At 64.8% G+C, this 18,684-nt stretch carries 15 protein-coding genes and 1 riboswitch; of the genes, 10 read left to right on the top strand and 5 right to left on the bottom strand.

What is annotated here, in order from left to right; genetic code table 11:
- Positions 1 to 222: 222 nt before the first annotated feature.
- Positions 223 to 1,422, bottom strand: a complete 1,200-nt coding sequence (locus tag JQ603_RS23905; RefSeq protein ID WP_212343086.1) for a TrmJ/YjtD family RNA methyltransferase — start codon at positions 1,420 to 1,422, stop codon at positions 223 to 225.
- Between the two features lie 339 nt (positions 1,423 to 1,761).
- Between JQ603_RS23905 and JQ603_RS23900 the strand changes: the two genes are divergently transcribed.
- Both JQ603_RS23900 and JQ603_RS23895 read left to right on the top strand, forming a co-directional pair.
- The gene (locus tag JQ603_RS23900; protein ID WP_212343084.1) at positions 1,762 to 2,976 is read left to right on the top strand and encodes an NADP-dependent isocitrate dehydrogenase; all 1,215 of its coding nucleotides are present in this window, start codon (positions 1,762 to 1,764) and stop codon (positions 2,974 to 2,976) included.
- A 97-nt stretch (positions 2,977 to 3,073) separates the two neighbouring features.
- Positions 3,074 to 3,574, top strand: a complete 501-nt coding sequence (locus tag JQ603_RS23895) for a DUF3455 domain-containing protein (RefSeq protein WP_212343082.1) — start codon at positions 3,074 to 3,076, stop codon at positions 3,572 to 3,574.
- 4 nt (positions 3,575 to 3,578) lie between these two features.
- On the opposite strand, the gene JQ603_RS23890 is transcribed toward JQ603_RS23895, so the two are convergent.
- Positions 3,579 to 4,805 carry a cyclic nucleotide-gated ion channel gene (locus JQ603_RS23890; RefSeq protein WP_212343080.1) on the bottom strand — a complete coding sequence of 409 codons (1,227 nt, stop codon included), beginning with the start codon at positions 4,803 to 4,805 and terminating at the stop codon, positions 3,579 to 3,581.
- A 7-nt stretch (positions 4,806 to 4,812) separates the two neighbouring features.
- The gene (gene alaS, locus JQ603_RS23885; protein WP_212343078.1) at positions 4,813 to 7,491 is read right to left on the bottom strand and encodes an alanine--tRNA ligase; all 2,679 of its coding nucleotides are present in this window, start codon (positions 7,489 to 7,491) and stop codon (positions 4,813 to 4,815) included.
- 220 nt (positions 7,492 to 7,711) lie between these two features.
- A riboswitch (glycine riboswitch) is annotated at positions 7,712 to 7,802 on the top strand.
- A 147-nt stretch (positions 7,803 to 7,949) separates the two neighbouring features.
- Here alaS and gcvT point away from each other — a divergent pair.
- The 3 genes from gcvT to gcvP are packed head-to-tail and all read left to right on the top strand — an operon-like array spanning position 7,950 to position 12,359.
- On the top strand, positions 7,950 to 9,095 hold the full coding sequence (gene gcvT, locus JQ603_RS23880) for a glycine cleavage system aminomethyltransferase GcvT (RefSeq protein WP_212343076.1): 1,146 nt from the start codon (positions 7,950 to 7,952) through the stop codon (positions 9,093 to 9,095).
- A 10-nt stretch (positions 9,096 to 9,105) separates the two neighbouring features.
- Complete coding sequence (gene gcvH / locus JQ603_RS23875; RefSeq protein ID WP_212343074.1) at positions 9,106 to 9,474, top strand: glycine cleavage system protein GcvH; 369 nt, start codon at positions 9,106 to 9,108, stop codon at positions 9,472 to 9,474.
- Positions 9,475 to 9,491: 17 nt separating this feature from the next.
- Positions 9,492 to 12,359 (top strand): aminomethyl-transferring glycine dehydrogenase, encoded by a 2,868-nt coding sequence (gene gcvP, locus JQ603_RS23870; RefSeq protein WP_212343072.1) that lies wholly within the window; start codon positions 9,492 to 9,494, stop codon positions 12,357 to 12,359.
- 263 nt (positions 12,360 to 12,622) lie between these two features.
- Here the strand turns inward: gcvP and JQ603_RS23865 are convergent, their stop codons facing one another.
- Positions 12,623 to 13,627 (bottom strand): hypothetical protein, encoded by a 1,005-nt coding sequence (locus JQ603_RS23865; protein ID WP_212343070.1) that lies wholly within the window; start codon positions 13,625 to 13,627, stop codon positions 12,623 to 12,625.
- A 102-nt stretch (positions 13,628 to 13,729) separates the two neighbouring features.
- Complete coding sequence (gene recA, locus JQ603_RS23860) at positions 13,730 to 14,818, bottom strand: recombinase RecA (protein ID WP_166815157.1); 1,089 nt, start codon at positions 14,816 to 14,818, stop codon at positions 13,730 to 13,732.
- A gap of 828 nt (positions 14,819 to 15,646) precedes the next feature.
- Between recA and JQ603_RS23855 the strand changes: the two genes are divergently transcribed.
- The 5 genes from JQ603_RS23855 to JQ603_RS23840 all read left to right on the top strand — a co-directional run bounded on the left by JQ603_RS23855 (position 15,647) and on the right by JQ603_RS23840 (position 18,416).
- Positions 15,647 to 15,796 carry a hypothetical protein gene (locus JQ603_RS23855; RefSeq protein WP_212343068.1) on the top strand — a complete coding sequence of 50 codons (150 nt, stop codon included), beginning with the start codon at positions 15,647 to 15,649 and terminating at the stop codon, positions 15,794 to 15,796.
- 855 nt (positions 15,797 to 16,651) lie between these two features.
- Positions 16,652 to 16,834 carry a hypothetical protein gene (locus JQ603_RS23850; RefSeq protein ID WP_212343310.1) on the top strand — a complete coding sequence of 61 codons (183 nt, stop codon included), beginning with the start codon at positions 16,652 to 16,654 and terminating at the stop codon, positions 16,832 to 16,834.
- Positions 16,835 to 16,971: 137 nt separating this feature from the next.
- A complete protein-coding gene (locus tag JQ603_RS38080) occupies positions 16,972 to 17,172 on the top strand; it encodes a hypothetical protein (protein ID WP_245003799.1) in 201 nt (66 codons plus the stop codon).
- Positions 17,173 to 17,312: 140 nt separating this feature from the next.
- Positions 17,313 to 17,492, top strand: a complete 180-nt coding sequence (locus JQ603_RS23845; RefSeq protein ID WP_212343066.1) for a hypothetical protein — start codon at positions 17,313 to 17,315, stop codon at positions 17,490 to 17,492.
- A gap of 756 nt (positions 17,493 to 18,248) precedes the next feature.
- Entirely contained in the window at positions 18,249 to 18,416 is a 168-nt protein-coding gene (locus tag JQ603_RS23840) for a hypothetical protein (RefSeq protein WP_212343064.1), read from the top strand.
- Positions 18,417 to 18,684 lie beyond the last annotated feature (268 nt).

The raw sequence follows: 18,684 nt of genomic DNA, 5'->3' as shown, positions 1-18,684 counted from the left end.
TCTGCACAGCCCTTGGTTGCGGCGTTGGCGTGCAGCTCGGGTGATAGTGCGTAGCGTGGATCAGCCACAAGCGCGGTGCCGTAGGGTGGGCAAAGCGACTTGTCCGCCGTAGCTCGAAGAGCGAAGGCGGAAGCGTGCCCACCATCTCTCTCCGACACAAAGAGTGGTGGGCACGGCGCGATGCGCCTTTGCCCACCCTACGAGAGCTGCGCCCGACGAGACCTAACTGCCCTGCTCGATCATCCCCTGCAGCCGCACCAACTCCGCCTCAAGATCGCGCTCCACATCCGCCGCGCGGATGTCGAGCACCCGATAGTCCCGCGCCTCGAGCCAGGTCCGCCGCCCCGCGCGGTCGGCGGCGATGGCTTCGCCCTCGCCGGGGTTCACCAGCTCGACCGCGATCCGGTGCGGGAACGAGACGAAGTCCGGGATGTGGCGTCCCACAGGGGTCTGGCGCTTGAACCCACCTGCGAAGCGGCGATCGCGGGTCAGGGCCTGCCAGAGCAGGCGCTCGGCGTCGGTCGGGTTGCGGCGGAGCAGGCGGGCGAGGCCGCGCACGGTGGAGCCGCTGTCGGGCACGCCGCCGCCCTGGCCGTGCTCGGCCAGCAGCGCGCGCAGGCGCGTCGCCTGCTCGCCGTCGAGCACGCCGCCCTTGGCCGGGCCCTTGCGCCCCTCCGCGATCGCCATGATGACTCCATGGAGGGTGTGCATGTCCTGCTTGGTCGGCTCCATGCGGCTAAAAATGTTGCGCAGGTTCACCAGCATGGTGTCGCGTTTCTCGGCCGGCCGCAGGAACTCGACCTTGTCGAGCTCGCGCACGAGATTGTCGAAGAAGGCCTGCATCTGATGCTGCGAGGCGCGCTCGGAGCGCTCAGGCATGGCATGCGGCAGCTCGCCTGAAGTCGCCCGCTTGAACCATTCATAGCCGATCAGCAGCACGGCCTGAGCGAGGTTGAGCGAGGCAAAGCCGGGATTGACCGGAAAGGTGATGATGCGGTTGGAGAGCCCGACCTCCTCGTTGGTCAGGCCCCAGCGCTCGCGGCCGAACAGGATACCGGCCTTTCCTCCGGTCGCGACGTGCCCGGCGATCTCGCTGGCTGCGGCCTCCGGCCCGACCACGGGCTTGGCCTGGTCGTGGGGGCGCGCCGTGGTGGCGAACAAGAGGTCGAGGTCGGCGACCGCCTGCTCCACCGTGTCGAACAATTCGACCTTTTCCAGAATGTGGTCGGCACCGGCCGCCGCCCGCTGGGCCGCGATGTTGGGCCAGCCGTCCCTGGGGTTGACGATGCGCAAGGCGCCGAGGGCGAAATTGCCCATGGCGCGCGCAGCCATGCCGATGTTTTCACCCAGCTGCGGCTCGACCAGGATGACGATGGGACCGTCGAGGGAAAGGCCCGTCTTGCTCTTGTCAGTCCCCGACATCTCGCTTCGCTTTCACTCTTCGTCTCAAGGCCTTGGCAAGGCCGCCTTAGGAATTGATTCAAGCGGGCCACCGGCCGGCTCACCCGCTATCCGCCTGTCGTTTGCCTGTCCTGACAAAATTCTCAAGGGAAATAACGGGTTGGAATCGACTTTTGAATCTCGACTGAAACCCCACCCCCGCCCCAGCCTTGGTGTCAGGCCCCGCTCCCCATCTGGGGAAGCTGGATGAGCTAAAAGTGCATAATCACTTGGCTTTCGCCCGCTGCTATCAGGTGCTAAGAGGCGGCGGATATTCACGTTGGCGCGACCAGCGCCGTTCCCAAGAGGGCTTCCCCGAACATGGCAAAAATCAAGGTATCCAATCCCGTCGTCGAACTCGATGGCGACGAGATGACCCGGATCATCTGGCAGTACATCAAGGACAAGCTGATCAACCCGTTCCTGGATGTCGAGCTGCAGTATTTCGACCTGGGCATGGAGTACCGCGACCACACCAACGATCAGGTGACCATCGACGCCGCCGAGGCGATCAAGAAGGTCGGCGTCGGCGTCAAGTGCGCCACCATCACCCCGGACGAGGCCCGGGTGAAGGAATTCAACCTCAAGCAGATGTGGAAGTCGCCGAACGGCACCATCCGCAACATCCTCGGCGGCGTGATCTTCCGCGAGCCGATCATCTGCAAGAACGTGCCGCGCCTCGTTCCCGGCTGGACCAAGCCGATCATCATCGGCCGCCATGCCTATGGTGACCAGTACCGCGCCACCGACATCAAGTTCCCTGGCAAGGGCACCCTCTCGCTGAAGTTCGTCGGCGAGGACGGCACCGTGATCGAGAAGGAAGTGTTCAAGGCTCCGGGCGCCGGCGTCGCCATGGAGATGTACAACCTCGACGACTCCATCATCGACTTCGCCCGCGCCTCGCTCAATTACGGCCTGCTGCGCAACTATCCGGTCTATCTCTCGACCAAGAACACGATTCTGAAGGTCTATGACGGCCGCTTCAAGGACATCTTCCAGGACATCTACGACCGCGAGTTCAAGAAGGAATTCGAGGCCAAGGGCCTGACCTACGAGCACCGCCTGATCGACGACATGGTGGCCTCGGCGCTGAAGTGGTCCGGCGGCTATGTCTGGGCCTGTAAGAACTACGACGGTGACGTGCAGTCCGACACGGTCGCGCAGGGCTACGGCTCGCTCGGCCTGATGACCTCGGTGCTGCTGACCCCCGACGGCAAGACCGTCGAGGCCGAAGCCGCCCACGGCACGGTGACCCGCCACTACCGCGAGCACCAGAAGGGCAAGGAGACCTCGACCAACTCGATCGCCTCGATCTTCGCCTGGACCCGTGGCCTGTCGCATCGCGCCAAGCTCGATAACAACCCGCAGCTCGCGAAGTTCGCGGCCACGCTGGAGAAGGTCTGCGTCGACACGGTTGAAGAAGGCTACATGACCAAGGACCTCGCGCTCTTGGTCGGCGCCGACCAGCGCTGGCTCTCGACCACCGGCTTCCTCGACAAGGTCGCCGAGAACTTGGTCAAGGCGATGGCGGCGTAAGCCGACCGCAATTTTGCCCGACTGGGCCAGACATCATCACGGGCCGCGCCTTTGGGCGCGGCCCTTTTTTTGAGACCCCTCGCGCGGAGATGCGACCATGTCGACCAAGCTTGCCGTCCCCTGCCTGATGCTGCTCACAGTAATGGCCGGGCCGGCCGCCGCCGATCCGCTCCCCGAGGCCATCGCCGCACCTGGCGAGACCGTCGTGCTCAGCGTCCACGCCGAGGGCGCGCAGGTCTATGAGTGCAAGGCCACCGCCGACGGCAAGCTCGCCTGGGCCTTCCGCGAACCGGTCGCAACGCTTCTCTCCGAGGGCAAGACCGTCGGCCGCCACTATGCCGGCCCGAACTGGGAGCTCGCCGACGGCAGCGCCGTCGTCGGCAAGGCCATCGGCAACGCGCCGGGCGCCACGCCTACCGATATCCCCTGGCTCAAGCTTGAAGTCGCCTCCCGCCGCGGCAGCGGCACCCTGACGCCCGTGACCACCGTCCAGCGCATCAACACCCATGGCGGCAAGCTCGAAGGCGCTTGCGACAAGGCGGGCGAGTTCAAAAGCGCGCCCTACTCGGCCGACTACGTCTTCCTGAAGAAGGGCTGACCACTCAGCGGTCGGTGTCGTCCTTCTCGGCCTGCGCCAGCTCCGCCGCGGCGAGATCGCCGCTGTCGGCGAGCCGCGCCTTCGCGGTGGTATGGACGTGATCGGCGAGCGTCGGCATGCGTGCGATCAGGGCGTGGAAATCCTGGGCGTCGAGCACGAGCAGGCGCGTCTTGCGCGTCGCCGTGACGGTGCCGCTGCGCTTGGTCTTGTGCAGCAGTGCGATCTCGCCGAAGAAGGTGCCGTCGGCGAGGCGCACCTGCTGGCTCGGCAGCGCGATCTCGACCTCGCCGGCGGTGATGAAATACATCGACGAGGCCGCATCGCCCCGCCGCACCAGGATCTCGCCCTGCTCGATGGTGCGGGCGCGCAGGAGGCGCATGATGTCGGCGATCTCGGCCGCGGACAGATGCGAGAACAGCGGCACCCGCGCCAGCATGCCCCAGGTGACGACGAAATCGCGCCGCTTCACCTCTTCGGCGAACGCCGAGGAGATGATCGCGACCGGCAGCGCGATCATGGCGAAGCCGCTGATGATGGCGAAGGTCGAGATGAATTTTCCGAGCGGCGTCACCGGCACGACGTCGCCATAGCCGACGGTGCCGAGCGTCACGATCGCCCACCACATCGCCTGCGGGATGGTGCCGAGCTTGTCCGGCTGCACGTCGCGCTCGATGGCATAGAGCAGCGAGGCGAAGGTCAGGACCGCCCCGATCAGGATGACGATGCAGCCGATCAGCGCGCGCCGCTCGGCATGCACCGCGGCGAGCAGCGAGCGCATCGCCGGCGAATAGCGGATCAGCTTGAAGAACGGCAGCACGCCGAGCCCGGCCAGCGTCGCGTGCCGGCCCGTGGCGAGCACGATCGCAGCCGGCAGGAACGCCATGAGGTCGATGATGCCGAGCGCGGAGAAGGCATAAGAGAGCCGGTCGGACAGCGCCGAGCCCCTGCGCTGGGTGTGCCCCGCCACCGTCCACAGCCGCGCCAGATATTCCAGCGCGAACACGATGACGGCGAGGACCGCGATTGCGCTGAACAGCGCATCGAACCGCGCATCCAGCTCCGGCACCGAGGCGAGGATCATCGCAACCACGTTGAGCACGATGACGGCGATGATCAGCTGGATGAAGCGCGACCCGACCGAATAGGCCAGGGGGTCGTGCTCCAGCAATTCGTAGAGGCGATCCCGCAAGACGGGATCGCCAGGCCCACGTCCTCGCGGAACGAGGCCCATGGTGGCCTTAAGCGCCTGCCATCGCTTTTTCGATCGCCGCCAGCGCCGCGGTCGCGTTGGCGCCGTCGGGACCGCCGGCCTGCGCCATGTCGGGCCGGCCGCCGCCGCCCTTGCCGCCCAGCGCCTCGGAAGCGACGCGGACGAGGTTCACGGCGTTGAAGCGCGCAGTCAGGTCCGGCGTGACGCCGACCACGACGCCGGCCTTGCCATCCTCGGTGACGCCGACGATCGCGACGACGCCCGAGCCGATCTGCTTCTTGCCGTCGTCGGCAAGGCCCTTGAGATCCTTCATCTCGATGCCCTCGACCGCGCGCGCCATCAGCTTGACGTCGCCGACCTCGCGCACGCCGCTCGCAGCGCCGTTGCCGCCGGATGCGCCGCCGCCCATGGCGAGCTTCTTGCGCGCGTCGGACAGCTCGCGCTCGAGCTTCTTGCGCTCCTCCATCAGCGCGGCGATGCGCGCCGGCACGTCGTCGATCGAGGTGCGCAGCTCGTTCGCGGCGGTCTTCGCTAGCGCCATGGTCTCGTTGGCGTGTTTTCGCGCGTAGTTGCCCGTCAGCGCCTCGATGCGGCGCACGCCCGAGGCGACCGCACTCTCGCCCGTGAGCGTGATCAGGCCGATGTCGCCGGTGCGCTTGACATGGGTGCCGCCGCAGAGCTCGACCGACCAGCCGAGCGCATTGGCGCCGCGCTCGCGCGCGGTCCTGCCCATGGAGACGACGCGGACCTCGTCGCCGTACTTCTCGCCGAACAGCGCGCGCGCCCCGGCCTCGCGGGCCTCATCCACGCCCATCACGCGCGTGGTGACCTCGTCGTTCTCCAGCACCACGTCGTTGGCGATGTCCTCGACGCGGGCAAGCTCCTCAGCCGTGATCGGCTTCGGATGCACGAAGTCGAAGCGCAGGCGGTCGGGCGCGACCATTGAGCCGCGCTGGGCGATGTGGTCGCCGAGCACCTGGCGCAGCGCCTCATGAATGAGATGCGTCGCCGAGTGATGCGCGCGGATCGAGGAACGGCGCGAATGATCGACCTCGAGCTGCAGCGCGGTGCCGAGCTTCAGCTCGCCGCTCTCGACGGTGCCGATATGGACGAAGAAATCGCCGAGCTTCTTCTGCGTGTCGGTGACGCGGAACTTGATGCCGCCCTCACCCGTCAGCACGCCGGTGTCGCCGACCTGGCCGCCGGACTCCGCATAGAACGGCGTCTGGTTCAGCAGAAGCGCGCCGGTCTCGCCCGCCTTGAGGCTGGCGACTTCCTGGCCATCCTTGACCAGCGCGGAGACCACGCCTTCGGCGCTCTCGGTCTCGTAGCCCAGGAATTCGGTCGCACCCAGCTTCTCGCGCAGCGGGAACCAGATCGCTTCGGAGGCAGCTTCCCCCGAGCCCTTCCAGGATTCGCGCGCCTTGGCCTTCTGGCGCTCCATCGCATCGGTGAACGCAGCCTGGTCGACGCCGATGCCGCGCGACTTCAGCGCGTCCTGCGTCAGGTCGAGCGGGAAGCCGTAGGTGTCGTACAGCGTGAAGGCGACGTCGCCGTCGAACATGTCGCCCTTCTTCAAGGACGCGCTCTTCTCGTCGAGGATGGCAAGGCCACGCGAGAGAGTCTTGCGGAAGCGGGTCTCTTCCAGCCGCAGCGTTTCCTCGATCAGCTTCTCGGCGCGCATCAGGTCGGGATAGGCCTGGCCCATCTCGCGCACCAGCGCCGGGACGAGACGATGCATCAAGGGCTCCTTGGCCCCGAGCAGCTGCGCATGGCGCATCGCGCGGCGCATGATCCGGCGCAGCACATAGCCGCGGCCCTCGTTCGAGGGCAGCACGCCGTCGGTGACGAGGAAGGCGGAGGAGCGCAAATGGTCGGCGATGACGCGGAACGAGGCAACAGTCTGCTCCTGCGGCCCGCTGCCGAGCGCCGACGACGTCGCGTCGATCAGGTGGCGGAACAGGTCGGTCTCGAACACGCTCTCGACGCCCTGGAGGATGCAGGCCATGCGCTCGAGGCCCATGCCGGTGTCGATCGAGGGACGCGGCAGATCCACGCGCTCCTCTTTCGTCACCTGCTCATACTGCATGAACACGAGATTCCAGAATTCGAGGAAGCGGTCGCCGTCCTCTTCCGGCGAGCCCGGAGGCCCGCCCCAGATGTGCTCGCCGCGGTCGATGAAGATCTCCGAGCACGGGCCGCACGGCCCGGTGTCGCCCATCGCCCAGAAATTGTCCGAGGTCGGGATGCGGATGATGCGGTCGTCGGAGAAGCCGGCGATCTTCTTCCACAGGCCCGCCGCCTCGTCGTCGGTGTGATAGACCGTGACGAGCAGCTTGTCCTTCTTCAGCCCGAACTCCTTGGTGATCAGCGTCCAGGCGAGCTCGATCGCGCGCTCCTTGAAGTAATCGCCGAACGAGAAGTTGCCGAGCATCTCGAAGAAGGTGAGATGGCGCGCGGTGTAGCCGACATTGTCGAGGTCGTTGTGCTTGCCGCCGGCGCGCACGCATTTCTGCGACGTGGTGGCGCGCTGATAGGGCCGCTTCTCGACGCCGGTAAAGACGTTCTTGAACTGCACCATGCCGGCATTGGTGAACATCAACGTCGGGTCGTTGCGCGGCACCAATGGCGAGGACGGCACGATCTCGTGGCCGTTCTCGGCAAAGAAGTTCAGAAAGGTCGACCTGATCTCGTTGACGCCGCTCATGTTCATCCAATCGGGTGTGCTTGGGCCCGCTCCCGCCGTCCAAACCGGAAATTAAGGCTGATATCTGCGGGCCAAAGCGCTTTTAGACAAGGCCAGCTTCGCTGTCCAGAAACTGTGCAAGGAGATCAGAGGGTTGCCGCAGGCGCTCAATCCGGTTGAAAGGCACGGAAGTCGCGTTGACAGGCTTGGCTACCCTGTGGTCTGTACCCATCTGTATCGTACGGCCACGTCGGGAGAGACCGGCTTTAGGCAGCCGGCGCCGAAGGAGCAACCGCCCCGGAAACTCTCAGGCAAAAGGACCGCGTGGCTTTGACAGCATCTGGAAAGAGGCGCCGACGGGCTTGAGGCCCGGACGGCGTCCGCCGACGGGATAATACTCTCAGGCACAGCGACAGATGGGGCTTCGACTGGTGTCCATCGGGGAATCGTCCCCGGGGAACCGCCGAGGGCCCCTTCAGATGCTAGCGCACAACCAAGACTCCCCTAGACGTACGCCCCTCCACAGCCTCCATGTCTCCCTGGGCGGCAAGATGGTGCCGTTCGCGGGCTATGACATGCCCGTGCAGTACCCCGCGGGCGTGCTGAAGGAGCACCTTCATACCCGCATCCAAGCCGGCCTGTTCGACGTCTCCCACATGGGCCAGATCGCGCTTCGGCCGAAATCGGGCAAGGTCGAGGACGCCGCCCGCGCGCTGGAGCGGCTGGTGCCGCAGGATATCGTCGCGATTGCGCCGGGACGGCAGCGCTACGCCCAGTTCACCAATGCCGATGGCGGCATCCTCGACGATTTGATGGTCGCCAATTTCGGCGATCACCTCTTCTTGGTGGTCAACGCCGCCTGCAAGGAACAGGACGAGGCGCATCTGCGTGCGAATCTGTCCGGCGACTGCATCATCGAGCAGCTTGCCGACCGCGCGCTGATCGCGCTGCAGGGCCCGAAGGCCGAAGCGGCGCTGGCGAAATTGTGTGCAGAGGCGCCCGGCATGAAGTTCATGGACACCGGCCCGCATGAGGTCGCCGGCATCAAGTGCTTCGTCTCGCGCTCCGGCTACACCGGCGAGGACGGCTTTGAGATCTCGGTTCCCGCCAGCGATGCCGAACGCCTTGCCAAGATGCTGCTGGACAATCCGGACGTGCTGCCGATCGGCTTAGGTGCCCGCGACAGCCTGCGGCTGGAAGCTGGCCTGTGCCTCTACCGCCACGACATCGACACCGCCACCACGCCGGTCGAGGCCGCCCTGGAATGGTCGGTGCAGAAGAGCCGCCGCAGCGGTGGCGCCCGTGCCGGCGGTTTCCCCGGTGCCGAAAAGATTCTCGCCCACTTCGATCACGGCGCATCCCGCCGTCGCGTCGGCTTGCGCGCCGAGGGCCGCGCCCCCGTGCGCGAGGGCGCGCTGCTGTTTGCCGAGAGCGCGGGCGGCGATCCGATCGGACAAGTCACATCGGGCGGTTTCGGCCCGAGCCTGAGCGCGCCGGTCGCGATGGGCTACGTGCCCGTAAGCCTGAGCGCGCTCGGCACACAACTCTTTGCCGAGGTGCGCGGCCAGCGCCTGCCGCTCGCAGTCGCCGCCATGCCCTTCGTGAAAAACACCTACAAACGCTGAGGACGAGACAATGACCACGACGCTGTACACTTCCGACCATGAATGGCTCGCCATCGACGGCGATACCGCCACGGTCGGCATCACCGACTACGCGCAGCAGCAGCTCGGCGACGTCGTGTTCGTCGAACTGCCGAAGGTCGGCCGCACCTTGAAGAAGGCGGAAGCCGCAGCGGTGGTCGAGTCCGTGAAGGCGGCCTCCGACGTCTACGCACCTGTTACCGGCGAAGTGCTCGAGACCAACGAGGCGCTCGCCGCCGAGCCGGCGCTGATCAATTCGGATGCACAGGGCGCGGCCTGGTTCTTCAAGATCAAGATTGCCGACAAGAACGAGCTCGGCGGCCTCATGGATGAAGCCGCCTACAAGGCCCACACGGCTTAAGGACGATGGAGCAAGCGATGACCGCGCACCGTAAATCCAGCGGCGAGACCGCCGCCAGTTTCGTTCGCCGCCACATCGGCCCATCAGTGCGCGATGTCACCGCAATGCTCGAAACGGTCGGCGCCAAAAGCGTGGACGCGCTGATGGCGGAGACGCTGCCGGCCTCGATCCGGCAGGCATCGCCGCTCGATCTCGGCAAGCCCCTGAGCGAGACCGAGGCGATCGCGCACATGGCCGAGCTCGCCGCGCAGAACCAGGTCTTCACCTCGCTGATCGGCCAAGGCTATTCCGGCACGATCCTCCCCGCGGTGATCCAGCGCAACATCCTGGAGAACCCGGCCTGGTACACGGCGTATACGCCCTACCAGCCCGAGATCAGCCAGGGCCGACTGGAGGCGCTGTTCAACTTCCAGACCATGATCTGCGACCTCACCGGGCTCGACGTCGCCAACGCCTCGCTGCTCGATGAAGCCACCGCCGCTGCCGAAGCCATGGCGCTCGCGGAGCGCCACTCGCAGGTCAAGGCAAAGGCCTTCTTCGTCGACAAGGACGTGCATCCGCAGACGTTGGCGGTGATGCGCACCCGCGCCGAGCCGCTCGGCTGGACCCTGGTGGTCGGCGATCCCCTCACCGATCTCGCTAACGCCGACGTGCTCGGCGCATTGCTGCAATATCCGGGAAGCTCGGGCGCGGTGCGCGACCTCAGGCCCGCGATCGCAGCGCTGAAGGCCAAGGGTGCGCTGGCGATCGTTGCCGCCGACCTGCTGGCACTGACGCTGCTCGCCTCGCCCGGCGAGCTCGGGGCCGACATCGCAATCGGATCCGCGCAGCGCTTCGGCGTGCCGATGGGCTATGGCGGGCCGCACGCGGCCTATATGGCGGTGCGCGATGCGCTGAAGCGCTCGCTGCCCGGCCGCCTCGTCGGCCTCTCCGTGGATTCGCGCGGGGCGCCTGCCTATCGCCTCGCGCTGCAGACCCGCGAGCAGCACATCCGCCGCGAGAAGGCGACCTCCAACATCTGCACCGCGCAGGTGCTGCTCGCCGTGATTGCTTCGATGTACGCGGTCTATCACGGCCCTGAGGGCCTCACGCAGATCGCGCGCAACGTGCATCGCCGCGCCGCTGTGCTCGCGGCCGGCCTACGCAAGCTCGGCTTTGCGCCTGATAGCGAGACCTTCTTCGACACGCTCAGCGTCGATGCCGGCGCCAAGCGCGCCGAGATCGTCGCGCGTGCCGCTGCCGAGAAGATCAATCTCGGCGTTGGCGAAACGAACTTGCGCATCGCACTCGACGAAGCGACGACGCCAGCGACGGTGGAAGCGGTCTGGCGTGCCTTCGGCGGCACGCTTGCCTATGCCGAGATCGACGCCACTACGCGCGAGGCGCTGCCGGAAGCATTGAAGCGCACCACCGCCTTCCTCACCCATCCCGTCTTCCACGCGCATCGCTCGGAGACCGAGATGCTGCGCTACATGCGCAAGCTCAGCGACCGCGACCTCGCGCTCGACCGCGCGATGATTCCGCTCGGGTCCTGCACCATGAAGCTGAACGCGACCACCGAGATGATGCCGCTGACCTGGCCGGAATTCGGCAGCTTGCATCCGTTCGTGCCGCGCGAGCAGGCCAAGGGCTATCACGCGCTGTTCGCGCGGCTGGAAAAATGGCTGTGCGACATCACCGGCTATGACGCGATCTCGCTGCAGCCGAACTCAGGCGCGCAGGGCGAATATGCCGGGCTGCTTGCGATCCGCGGCTATCATGCTGCGCGTGGGCAGAGCCACCGAAAAATCTGCCTGATCCCCTCCTCCGCCCACGGCACCAACCCGGCCTCGGCCGCGATGGTCGGCATGGACGTGGTGGTTGTGTCTTGCGAGAAGAACGGCGACGTCGACGTCAATGACCTCCGCGCCAAGGCGGAGAAGCATTCGAACGATCTCGCCGCGGTCATGATCACCTATCCCTCGACCCATGGCGTGTTCGAGGAGCACATCAGCGAGATCTGCGACATCGTGCACGGTCATGGCGGCCAGGTGTATCTGGACGGCGCCAACCTCAACGCACAGGTCGGCCTTAGCAGGCCCGGCGATTACGGCGCCGATGTCAGCCATCTCAACCTGCACAAGACCTTCTGCATCCCCCATGGCGGCGGCGGCCCGGGCATGGGCCCGATCGGTGTGAAGGCGCATCTTGCGCCGTTCCTGCCCGGTCATCCCGCGACGCAAGGCGACGCTCCGATCGGCCCGGTTTCCGCGGCGCCGTTCGGCTCGGCCTCGATCCTCACCATCTCCTACATCTACATCCTGATGATGGGCGGCGAAGGCTTGAAGCGTGCCACCGAGATCGCGATCCTCAACGCCAACTACATCGCAGCGCGCCTCGATGCGCACTTCCCGGTGCTCTACAAGAACGCCAGGGGCCGCGTCGCGCATGAGTGCATCGTCGATCCCCGTCCGCTCAAGACGACGAGCGGCGTCACCGTCGACGACATCGCCAAGCGCTTGATCGACTATGGCTTCCACGCCCCGACCATGAGCTTCCCGGTGCCGGGCACGCTGATGATCGAGCCGACCGAGTCGGAATCGAAGGCGGAGCTGGATCGTTTTTGCGATGCCATGATCGCGATCCGCAAGGAGATCGCCGAGGTCGAGGCCGGCCGCTTCAAGATCGAAGCATCGCCCTTGCGCAACGCCCCGCACACCGTGCACGACATCGCGGACGATGCGTGGAATCGCGCCTACACCCGCAGCGAGGGCTGTTTCCCCGATGGCGTCTCGCGTACCGACAAATACTGGTGCCCGGTCGGCCGCGTCGACAACGTCTATGGCGACCGCAATTTGGTGTGCTCCTGCCCGCCGGTGAGCGATTACGCGGAGGCCGCGGAGTAACGGATTCGTAGGGTGGGTTAGCACGCGGCTGCGCGAAGCGCAGTCCGCTGGCGTAACCCACCTCTTCTGTCTCTACGGATACGAACCGTGGTGGATTACGCCGAGCGATAGCGCTTCGCGCATCGCACGGCTAATCCACCCTACAGTCCCGTAGGGTGGGCAAAGCTCCGCCGTAGCTCGAGAGAGCGAAGGCGGATGCGTGCCCACCACCTTTGTGCACATTGAAATATGGTGGGCACGGCGCTTGCGCGCCTTTGCCCACCCTACGGCACCGACTTGGGCGCAACCAGCGAACGCCCCTGCGCATCCCAGCGCCAAAGCCGCTCGTTGGTAAGAAGCGTACCACCCCACCAGCGCCGAATCGGATTGAGCCGACGAAAATCCTCGCGGGCTTCAAGGACCGCTTCGCCAAATTCTGTCAGCGACAGCCGGCTCCGGCGAAAGGCGGCGTTGCGGCTTCTTGCATTGTCCGGGTCGAGTGTCGCCAGCTTGCTGTCCAGACCCGCAACGGCGGGCGCCGGGCCGAATGCGAGTCCTTCGAGCAGCGTGCCCAATTCCCACGGATCGAACACGCGTGCTCCAAGCGTGCCCGGCCGAAACAGCTCCTCGGTGCGATCGAGTCCTCTTGCGATCAGTTCGAGAAGCCGCGTCTCGGTCGTCCCCAGTCCCGTCGCCGGCGACGGCAGTTCCGAGAGCAGGTCTTCCATGGCCGGCTTCAGGAAGAACAGCTTGCCGAGCGGCCTGTCGAGCAGCCCGGCGCAGAGCTCGGGCGTCGGCGCGCGGTAGGCCTCCCAGGCCATTCCGGCGATCGCAAAATCACTTTCTGCGATATTGAACTGCTGCACGTCACTGTGACGAAGCTCTGCGGGATCTGCTCCGCGCAGATCGAAATCGACAAAGCGCAACTTCAGACGCTCGGCGACCGTCGGATGAGAACGCAGGTAATCGAGCATCCAGATCAACTGCAGCTGACTGTTCGGCTCGGGATCGAACCACAGCTCGATGAGGTCGACACCGTAGGTCTTGCAGAACCAGACCAGTCCGGCACCCTTGTGCGCAAGGCCGGTCTGGGAAGACCGGCCGACAAGATCGAACCACATTACTGCCGGATTGCCTCTTACGGAGTCTCCTTCCAGGTAGGCGTCCAGGTGGTGCGCGTTGGGTAACGCTCCCAAGACGAACCGAAAAATAAGCGGAACGACCATCTCGGCGCGGTTCGCATGAGCAAGGCCAACGCCGGACGAACTGGTCAGGATCACACGCTTCATCGTCGGCGCGCCCCCCTCACGCAAAACGAAACGGGCACCGAAGACGTCGGCAACTCAACGTCCTCAGTGCCCGCTCCTCGCGAAAACTTTTCGCGTTAAGGCTTACTCGTCCGCCGGCTCCTCGCCGTCGGCGTCGCTCTCGGGCGTGCCGGCCAAAATCTGCTCGGAGATCAGGCCGGAGTTCTGGCGGATCGAGGTCTCGATCTTGGCGGTGATGTCGGGGTTGGCCTTCAAAAACGCTTTCGAATTCTCGCGACCCTGGCCGAGGCGCTGGCTGTCATAGGAGAACCAGGCGCCGGACTTCTCGACGATGCCGGCCTTGACGCCGAGATCGAGGATCTCGCCCATCTTGGAGACGCCCTCGCCGTACATGATGTCGAACTCGACTTGCTTGAACGGCGGCGCCAGCTTGTTCTTCACCACCTTCACGCGGGTGGTGTTGCCGACCACTTCGTCGCGCTCCTTGATCGCGCCGATACGGCGGATGTCGAGGCGTACGGAGGCATAGAATTTCAGCGCGTTACCGCCGGTCGTGGTTTCGGGCGAGCCGTACATCACACCGATCTTCATGCGGATCTGGTTGATGAAGATCACCATGGTGTTGGACTTGTTGATCGAGGCCGTCAGCTTGCGCAGCGCTTGGCTCATCAGACGCGCCTGCAGACCCGGCAGCGCATCGCCCATCTCGCCCTCGAGCTCGGCCTTCGGCACCAGCGCCGCAACCGAGTCGACCACCAGAACGTCCACCGCACCCGAGCGCACCAGCGTGTCGCAGATCTCCAGCGCCTGCTCGCCGGTGTCGGGCTGCGAGATCAGGAGTTCGTCGATGTTGACCCCGAGCTTGCGGGCATAGACCGGGTCGAGCGCGTGCTCGGCGTCGATGAAGGCGCAGATGCCGCCCTTCTTCTGCGCTTCCGCCACCGTGTGCAGCGCCAGCGTCGTCTTGCCCGAGGATTCCGGCCCGTAGATTTCGACGATGCGCCCCTTGGGCAGGCCGCCAATGCCGAGCGCGATATCGAGCCCGAGCGAACCGGAGGACACTGCCTCGATGTCCATGGACCGGTCGCTCTTGCCCAGCTTCATCACCGAGCCCTTGCCGAACTGGCGCTCGATCTGGGAGAGCGCGGCAGCCAGAGCTTTACTCTTGTCCATGGAAGATCCTTCGACGATACGCAGGGCAGTTGCGGACATTGGGTCGTGCTCCTTATGGCGAGGATTCGCTAGGGGGACAAACGATTGAGAGGCGGGCCGGCGATAAAAACAGTGTACCCCATTTGTTCTCAGTTCGCAATATGTTCTTTTGCGATTTTGGGTACTGTCCGCCTCCGTGGGGTACCAGTCTAAGCGGCTGAGGAACTATCGGCCTAGCAGCGCATCTCTACGATGCCCCCAGCACGAAAGGTGCCCCCCAGACTGCTGGAGGAAAACCCCATCAGAGGGTTGGCGGCCCCCAGTTGGGGCCGTTTATATTCAAAGATAAGGCCGCCTCAGTTGGCGGCCTAATTAGGACAGCACCGATTTTGGGGACACCGGCAGAGGCAGATTAGGACACCCCACAAACAACAACGTCGCCCGCTTGCAATATGGCGGGCGACGTTGTTCCAGCCCCGGGAGGGAATCGCAAAATCCCGGACGTCGTCAATCTGGCTGATAAGTCTGGAACGGTCTGTTCGATATCCGACACCCGCGGAGGGGAATTAGGACAACGTCGATTTTGGGGACTGTCCGTATTTGACCCCGAGTATCCTAGTTTAATGAAGCGGGTGTCCCAATTTGCTCTAGTGCGGGGATGCCCACCGACAAGCACCTCGACAAACCACCCATCCCTGCGCCCGATCCGGAGCGCACGGAAGCGGCTCGGAAAGTGGCTCAAGAGAACATCGACGACCAGATTGGCATCCTCAAGAAGCTTCGCGGTCCCTTGAGCTAAGGTCGTACCCAGCGGCTCGGAACGAATGTTCACTTTGGTACTTATGCCGCTAGCTTCCGCTGCAGGAGGTGGAGCTGCGGGGAAACGAAGTGCCGACCGCCGACCATTTGAAGCAAGCAGAGATCGCGGCGCGGATGGCTCTGACCGAGCCGGCCGCGGAGAAGGCCCGGCCGATGCACGTCATGGCGCTGGAATCAAAAGAAGCCCCAGCGCCGCCACCAATCATAGAGCGGCAGTAGATCGAATGCTGGGGATGGTGCTTCTACTAACGCTTGGGGGCGGTGCAGGCATAGCGATCATCATTGTCCTGTTTGAAGTCTTCGCCGCATTGGAGCGGCGCCGCTCCAATGGACAATAGGGCCGCAGCGAGGGCCCTGATCTTCCCCCTCCGCGGGGTGTCCAAAAGGCGGCCCCAACTCCGGGCAGGCTGAGTTGAGGCCAAAGGTACTGGGCCAGCCAAGGCTGACGCTAACCCAGGTCCAGCAACTTGCATCGGCGCCGGGTACCTGGCGATTGGGCAACCGACGTACCCCGGATTTGCAGCGTCCTGATCCGGCCAGTGTCCTCATTCACTGGAGCCCCGTATCGGGAAAATCTGGCACAAACCGCATAGCCAGCCCGAACCGACCTAAGTTAAGATCAGGGCATGGGCAAAGAACTACTCGTGGGCGTGCTTGCAATTGGCGCCGGTGTTTTCACCGTGGCCGCCGCAACGGCGCTAGTCTTTAGCCTTTGATCTATCTCAAGTAGCGCACGCGATCCGCCTGCATCCTCCCATCTGTCGGGAGGCGACAATGCGGCCTTGGATGTTGCATGCGCTGGCGTGGGGCACGGCTGCTGCGGGCTTGATAGCCATCATCTCGATGAGCGTTTAGGACGACCGTTGAGTGCTGTTTGAAATCCGGCAGTCCCCGAGTATCCCGATGTATAGGTAGCGGCACGGTGCAACGCATGAAACCATGCGCACCATGAGAAACGAGACTGCCTGGATTGTGGTACCGGCCATGTTCGTAGCGGTGTTACTCGCGGCGATCCTGTTGCTGATGGAGCATGGATGATCGCGTCAGGAACGCGCGGCGGAGCTTCACCTTCCCTTGATCCAGCGCAAACATCATTCCCTCGCGCGGCAGACCATCCGGCCCATGACCGACCCTGGTAAGCCGACTGAGGGTAAGGACGCCAAGCCGTCGCGCTTGGACGCGGCGCTCCGGATCATTGAGGAATACGCCGCCGACCTCCGCGAGATCGTCAGGCAATTGCGCCGCAAGATGAATTGAGGCCGCCTTTCAGCCGCTCGCACCGACCGCATTTCCCTTATGACCGGGCATCTCCGGGAACTGGAACGCCAGCTACGGCATATTGGATTCGTGAAATTCAAGCCCAACGGTTAGGACCCGTCAGACGAGGTTGTGTCATGCAGCGACGCCGCCGTTTCACGCAAACCGTGTTCTTGGAAGAACGCCTTGCCGAAGAAGCAAAACGCCTCCGAGAAGAAGCCAGATCCCTCCCTCCCGGTCCGCTACAGGACGACGCCCTCCGCAAGGCCCGCCAGGCCGAGACCGGCTCGCATATGAGCCAGTGGCTGAGATCGCCCGGCCTACAGCCGCCCGACTAAGGCAGCACCCCCTAAGTTCAATAGTGAACCAAAGCGGCCCGTGACAGTTTACCTGACATCACCGGCCGAGGCTCTGCCCGTAGGCGTCGGTGGCTGAGAGACCGAGCGCGCTCCCGCCTGCGAAGCGAGGGAGCGCCGCCATGGCCGACCACAATCACATTTCGCGCGTGCACTATCTGGCTGTCGAACTTGCGGCGCAGAACGCCCTCATGCGCGAGCTGGCGGCCGAGGCGGCGAAAGTGTTGCAACTGCCCATGCCGGACACGTTCCTCGGCCGCAAGACACAGGAGCCGTTTCCCTGGGAGAAGCCCCGCGCCTGAACCCACTCCCCTGTTTCTGCGTTATGGGGTCCATGGAAACAGACCCGCTTTTCCGGCGCGCCGACGACGCGCAAGAGACCGCTCGCAAGCTGGTCGAGGAAGCGCGACGAGTGCGGCAGGCGCGCGAACATGCCGAACGGCAACGACAACAGAGGCGGCGCACAGCCGAACCGCTTTCGTGGTTCAACGAGGACGGGTGAGGCCGCCCAAGAACGTCGCCAAGAACGCTCTGTACACAATTGGACCGAACCGGATCCGACAATCTGGTTCAATGGGTCATCGCCGCACGGACCCTGGCAACTATCGGTGATGAGAACGCCGATTTGCGCTCCCGCCTTCCGCGCATGGAAAGGAGCGTGCCATGCCCACGCGACGACGTTTCAAGCAACGGCTGAGCCTTCAGGACCGGCTTGCTGCATGGGTGGAGCAGGTCCGGGATCAGGCCTTGCGCCTTCCCCCCGGTCCCAAGCGGGACGCCCTCCTCGAGAAGGCTCGCCAAGCCGACGTGGCCTCTCATCTGCACGACTGGATCGAGTCCACCGGGCTGCGACCTCCGAAGTAACGCGACATCGAATGCGCGCGATCGGCTCGATACCCAACGACCGCGTCCAGCGACCGTTCGTCTTCAAGCGAAGCTGACGCGCATCAAAGACGCAGCCGCCGCGTGCCGTCATGCTTACACAATCCTGCGGCATCGAACCTTTCGGTGCCCTGCGGCCTTCTCTGGGTTGGACCGCAACAATGGGGATCTCGGTCATGACGGAAAATACGCTGCACGATGCCACCAGGCGCAACCACCTGCTGGAGGCGACGCTCAAGGAGTTGATCAAGTTCGAGCGCAAGGAAAACGAGTTCCGCAAGAAGGACCGCGAGGAGCGCGCCGCCGAGCTCCGCCTCCCGCTGGACGCGATCAAGGTCCATTAGTCCCCGAGGACAAGGCTGCCGGCCGGGACCGAAGCTCACGCAGGCCTTGCTTATCCCGCGCCGGCTGAAACGCCCGCCCTAGCGACGATATCGGCAGTTGGAGGTATCTAGATACTACATCCAAGCCCTTGATTGCGCGAGACAATCGCACGGAGACCTACTGTGCATGGGGTTGTTTTGCAGCTTTTGCAGGACGTAAGGCGCCGCCATGGCGCGCCGACCCGCGCGCGGGGCCATGCTGGCCCGGAGCCGGCCCGCCGTCTGCCTC

Origin of the sequence: Bradyrhizobium liaoningense (genome assembly GCF_018130825.1) — a bacterium.
GTDB lineage: Bacteria > Pseudomonadota > Alphaproteobacteria > Rhizobiales > Xanthobacteraceae > Bradyrhizobium > Bradyrhizobium liaoningense_B.
This window is presented reverse-complemented; position numbering and strand designations above follow the sequence as displayed.

What these genes read in the sequence shown, in the direction of transcription:
- JQ603_RS23905 (WP_212343086.1), bottom strand. Translation starts at nt 1,422, where the DNA reads ATGTCGGGGACTGACAAGAGCAAGACGGGCCTTTCCCTCGACGGTCCC.
- JQ603_RS23900 (WP_212343084.1), top strand. Translation starts at nt 1,762, where the DNA reads ATGGCAAAAATCAAGGTATCCAATCCCGTCGTCGAACTCGATGGCGAC.
- JQ603_RS23895 (WP_212343082.1), top strand. Translation starts at nt 3,074, where the DNA reads ATGTCGACCAAGCTTGCCGTCCCCTGCCTGATGCTGCTCACAGTAATG.
- JQ603_RS23890 (WP_212343080.1), bottom strand. Translation starts at nt 4,805, where the DNA reads ATGGGCCTCGTTCCGCGAGGACGTGGGCCTGGCGATCCCGTCTTGCGG.
- alaS (WP_212343078.1), bottom strand. Translation starts at nt 7,491, where the DNA reads ATGAGCGGCGTCAACGAGATCAGGTCGACCTTTCTGAACTTCTTTGCC.
- gcvT (WP_212343076.1), top strand. Translation starts at nt 7,950, where the DNA reads ATGCTAGCGCACAACCAAGACTCCCCTAGACGTACGCCCCTCCACAGC.
- gcvH (WP_212343074.1), top strand. Translation starts at nt 9,106, where the DNA reads ATGACCACGACGCTGTACACTTCCGACCATGAATGGCTCGCCATCGAC.
- gcvP (WP_212343072.1), top strand. Translation starts at nt 9,492, where the DNA reads ATGACCGCGCACCGTAAATCCAGCGGCGAGACCGCCGCCAGTTTCGTT.
- JQ603_RS23865 (WP_212343070.1), bottom strand. Translation starts at nt 13,627, where the DNA reads ATGAAGCGTGTGATCCTGACCAGTTCGTCCGGCGTTGGCCTTGCTCAT.
- recA (WP_166815157.1), bottom strand. Translation starts at nt 14,818, where the DNA reads ATGTCCGCAACTGCCCTGCGTATCGTCGAAGGATCTTCCATGGACAAG.
- JQ603_RS38080 (WP_245003799.1), top strand. Translation starts at nt 16,972, where the DNA reads ATGCAGCGACGCCGCCGTTTCACGCAAACCGTGTTCTTGGAAGAACGC.
- JQ603_RS23845 (WP_212343066.1), top strand. Translation starts at nt 17,313, where the DNA reads ATGGCCGACCACAATCACATTTCGCGCGTGCACTATCTGGCTGTCGAA.
- JQ603_RS23840 (WP_212343064.1), top strand. Translation starts at nt 18,249, where the DNA reads ATGACGGAAAATACGCTGCACGATGCCACCAGGCGCAACCACCTGCTG.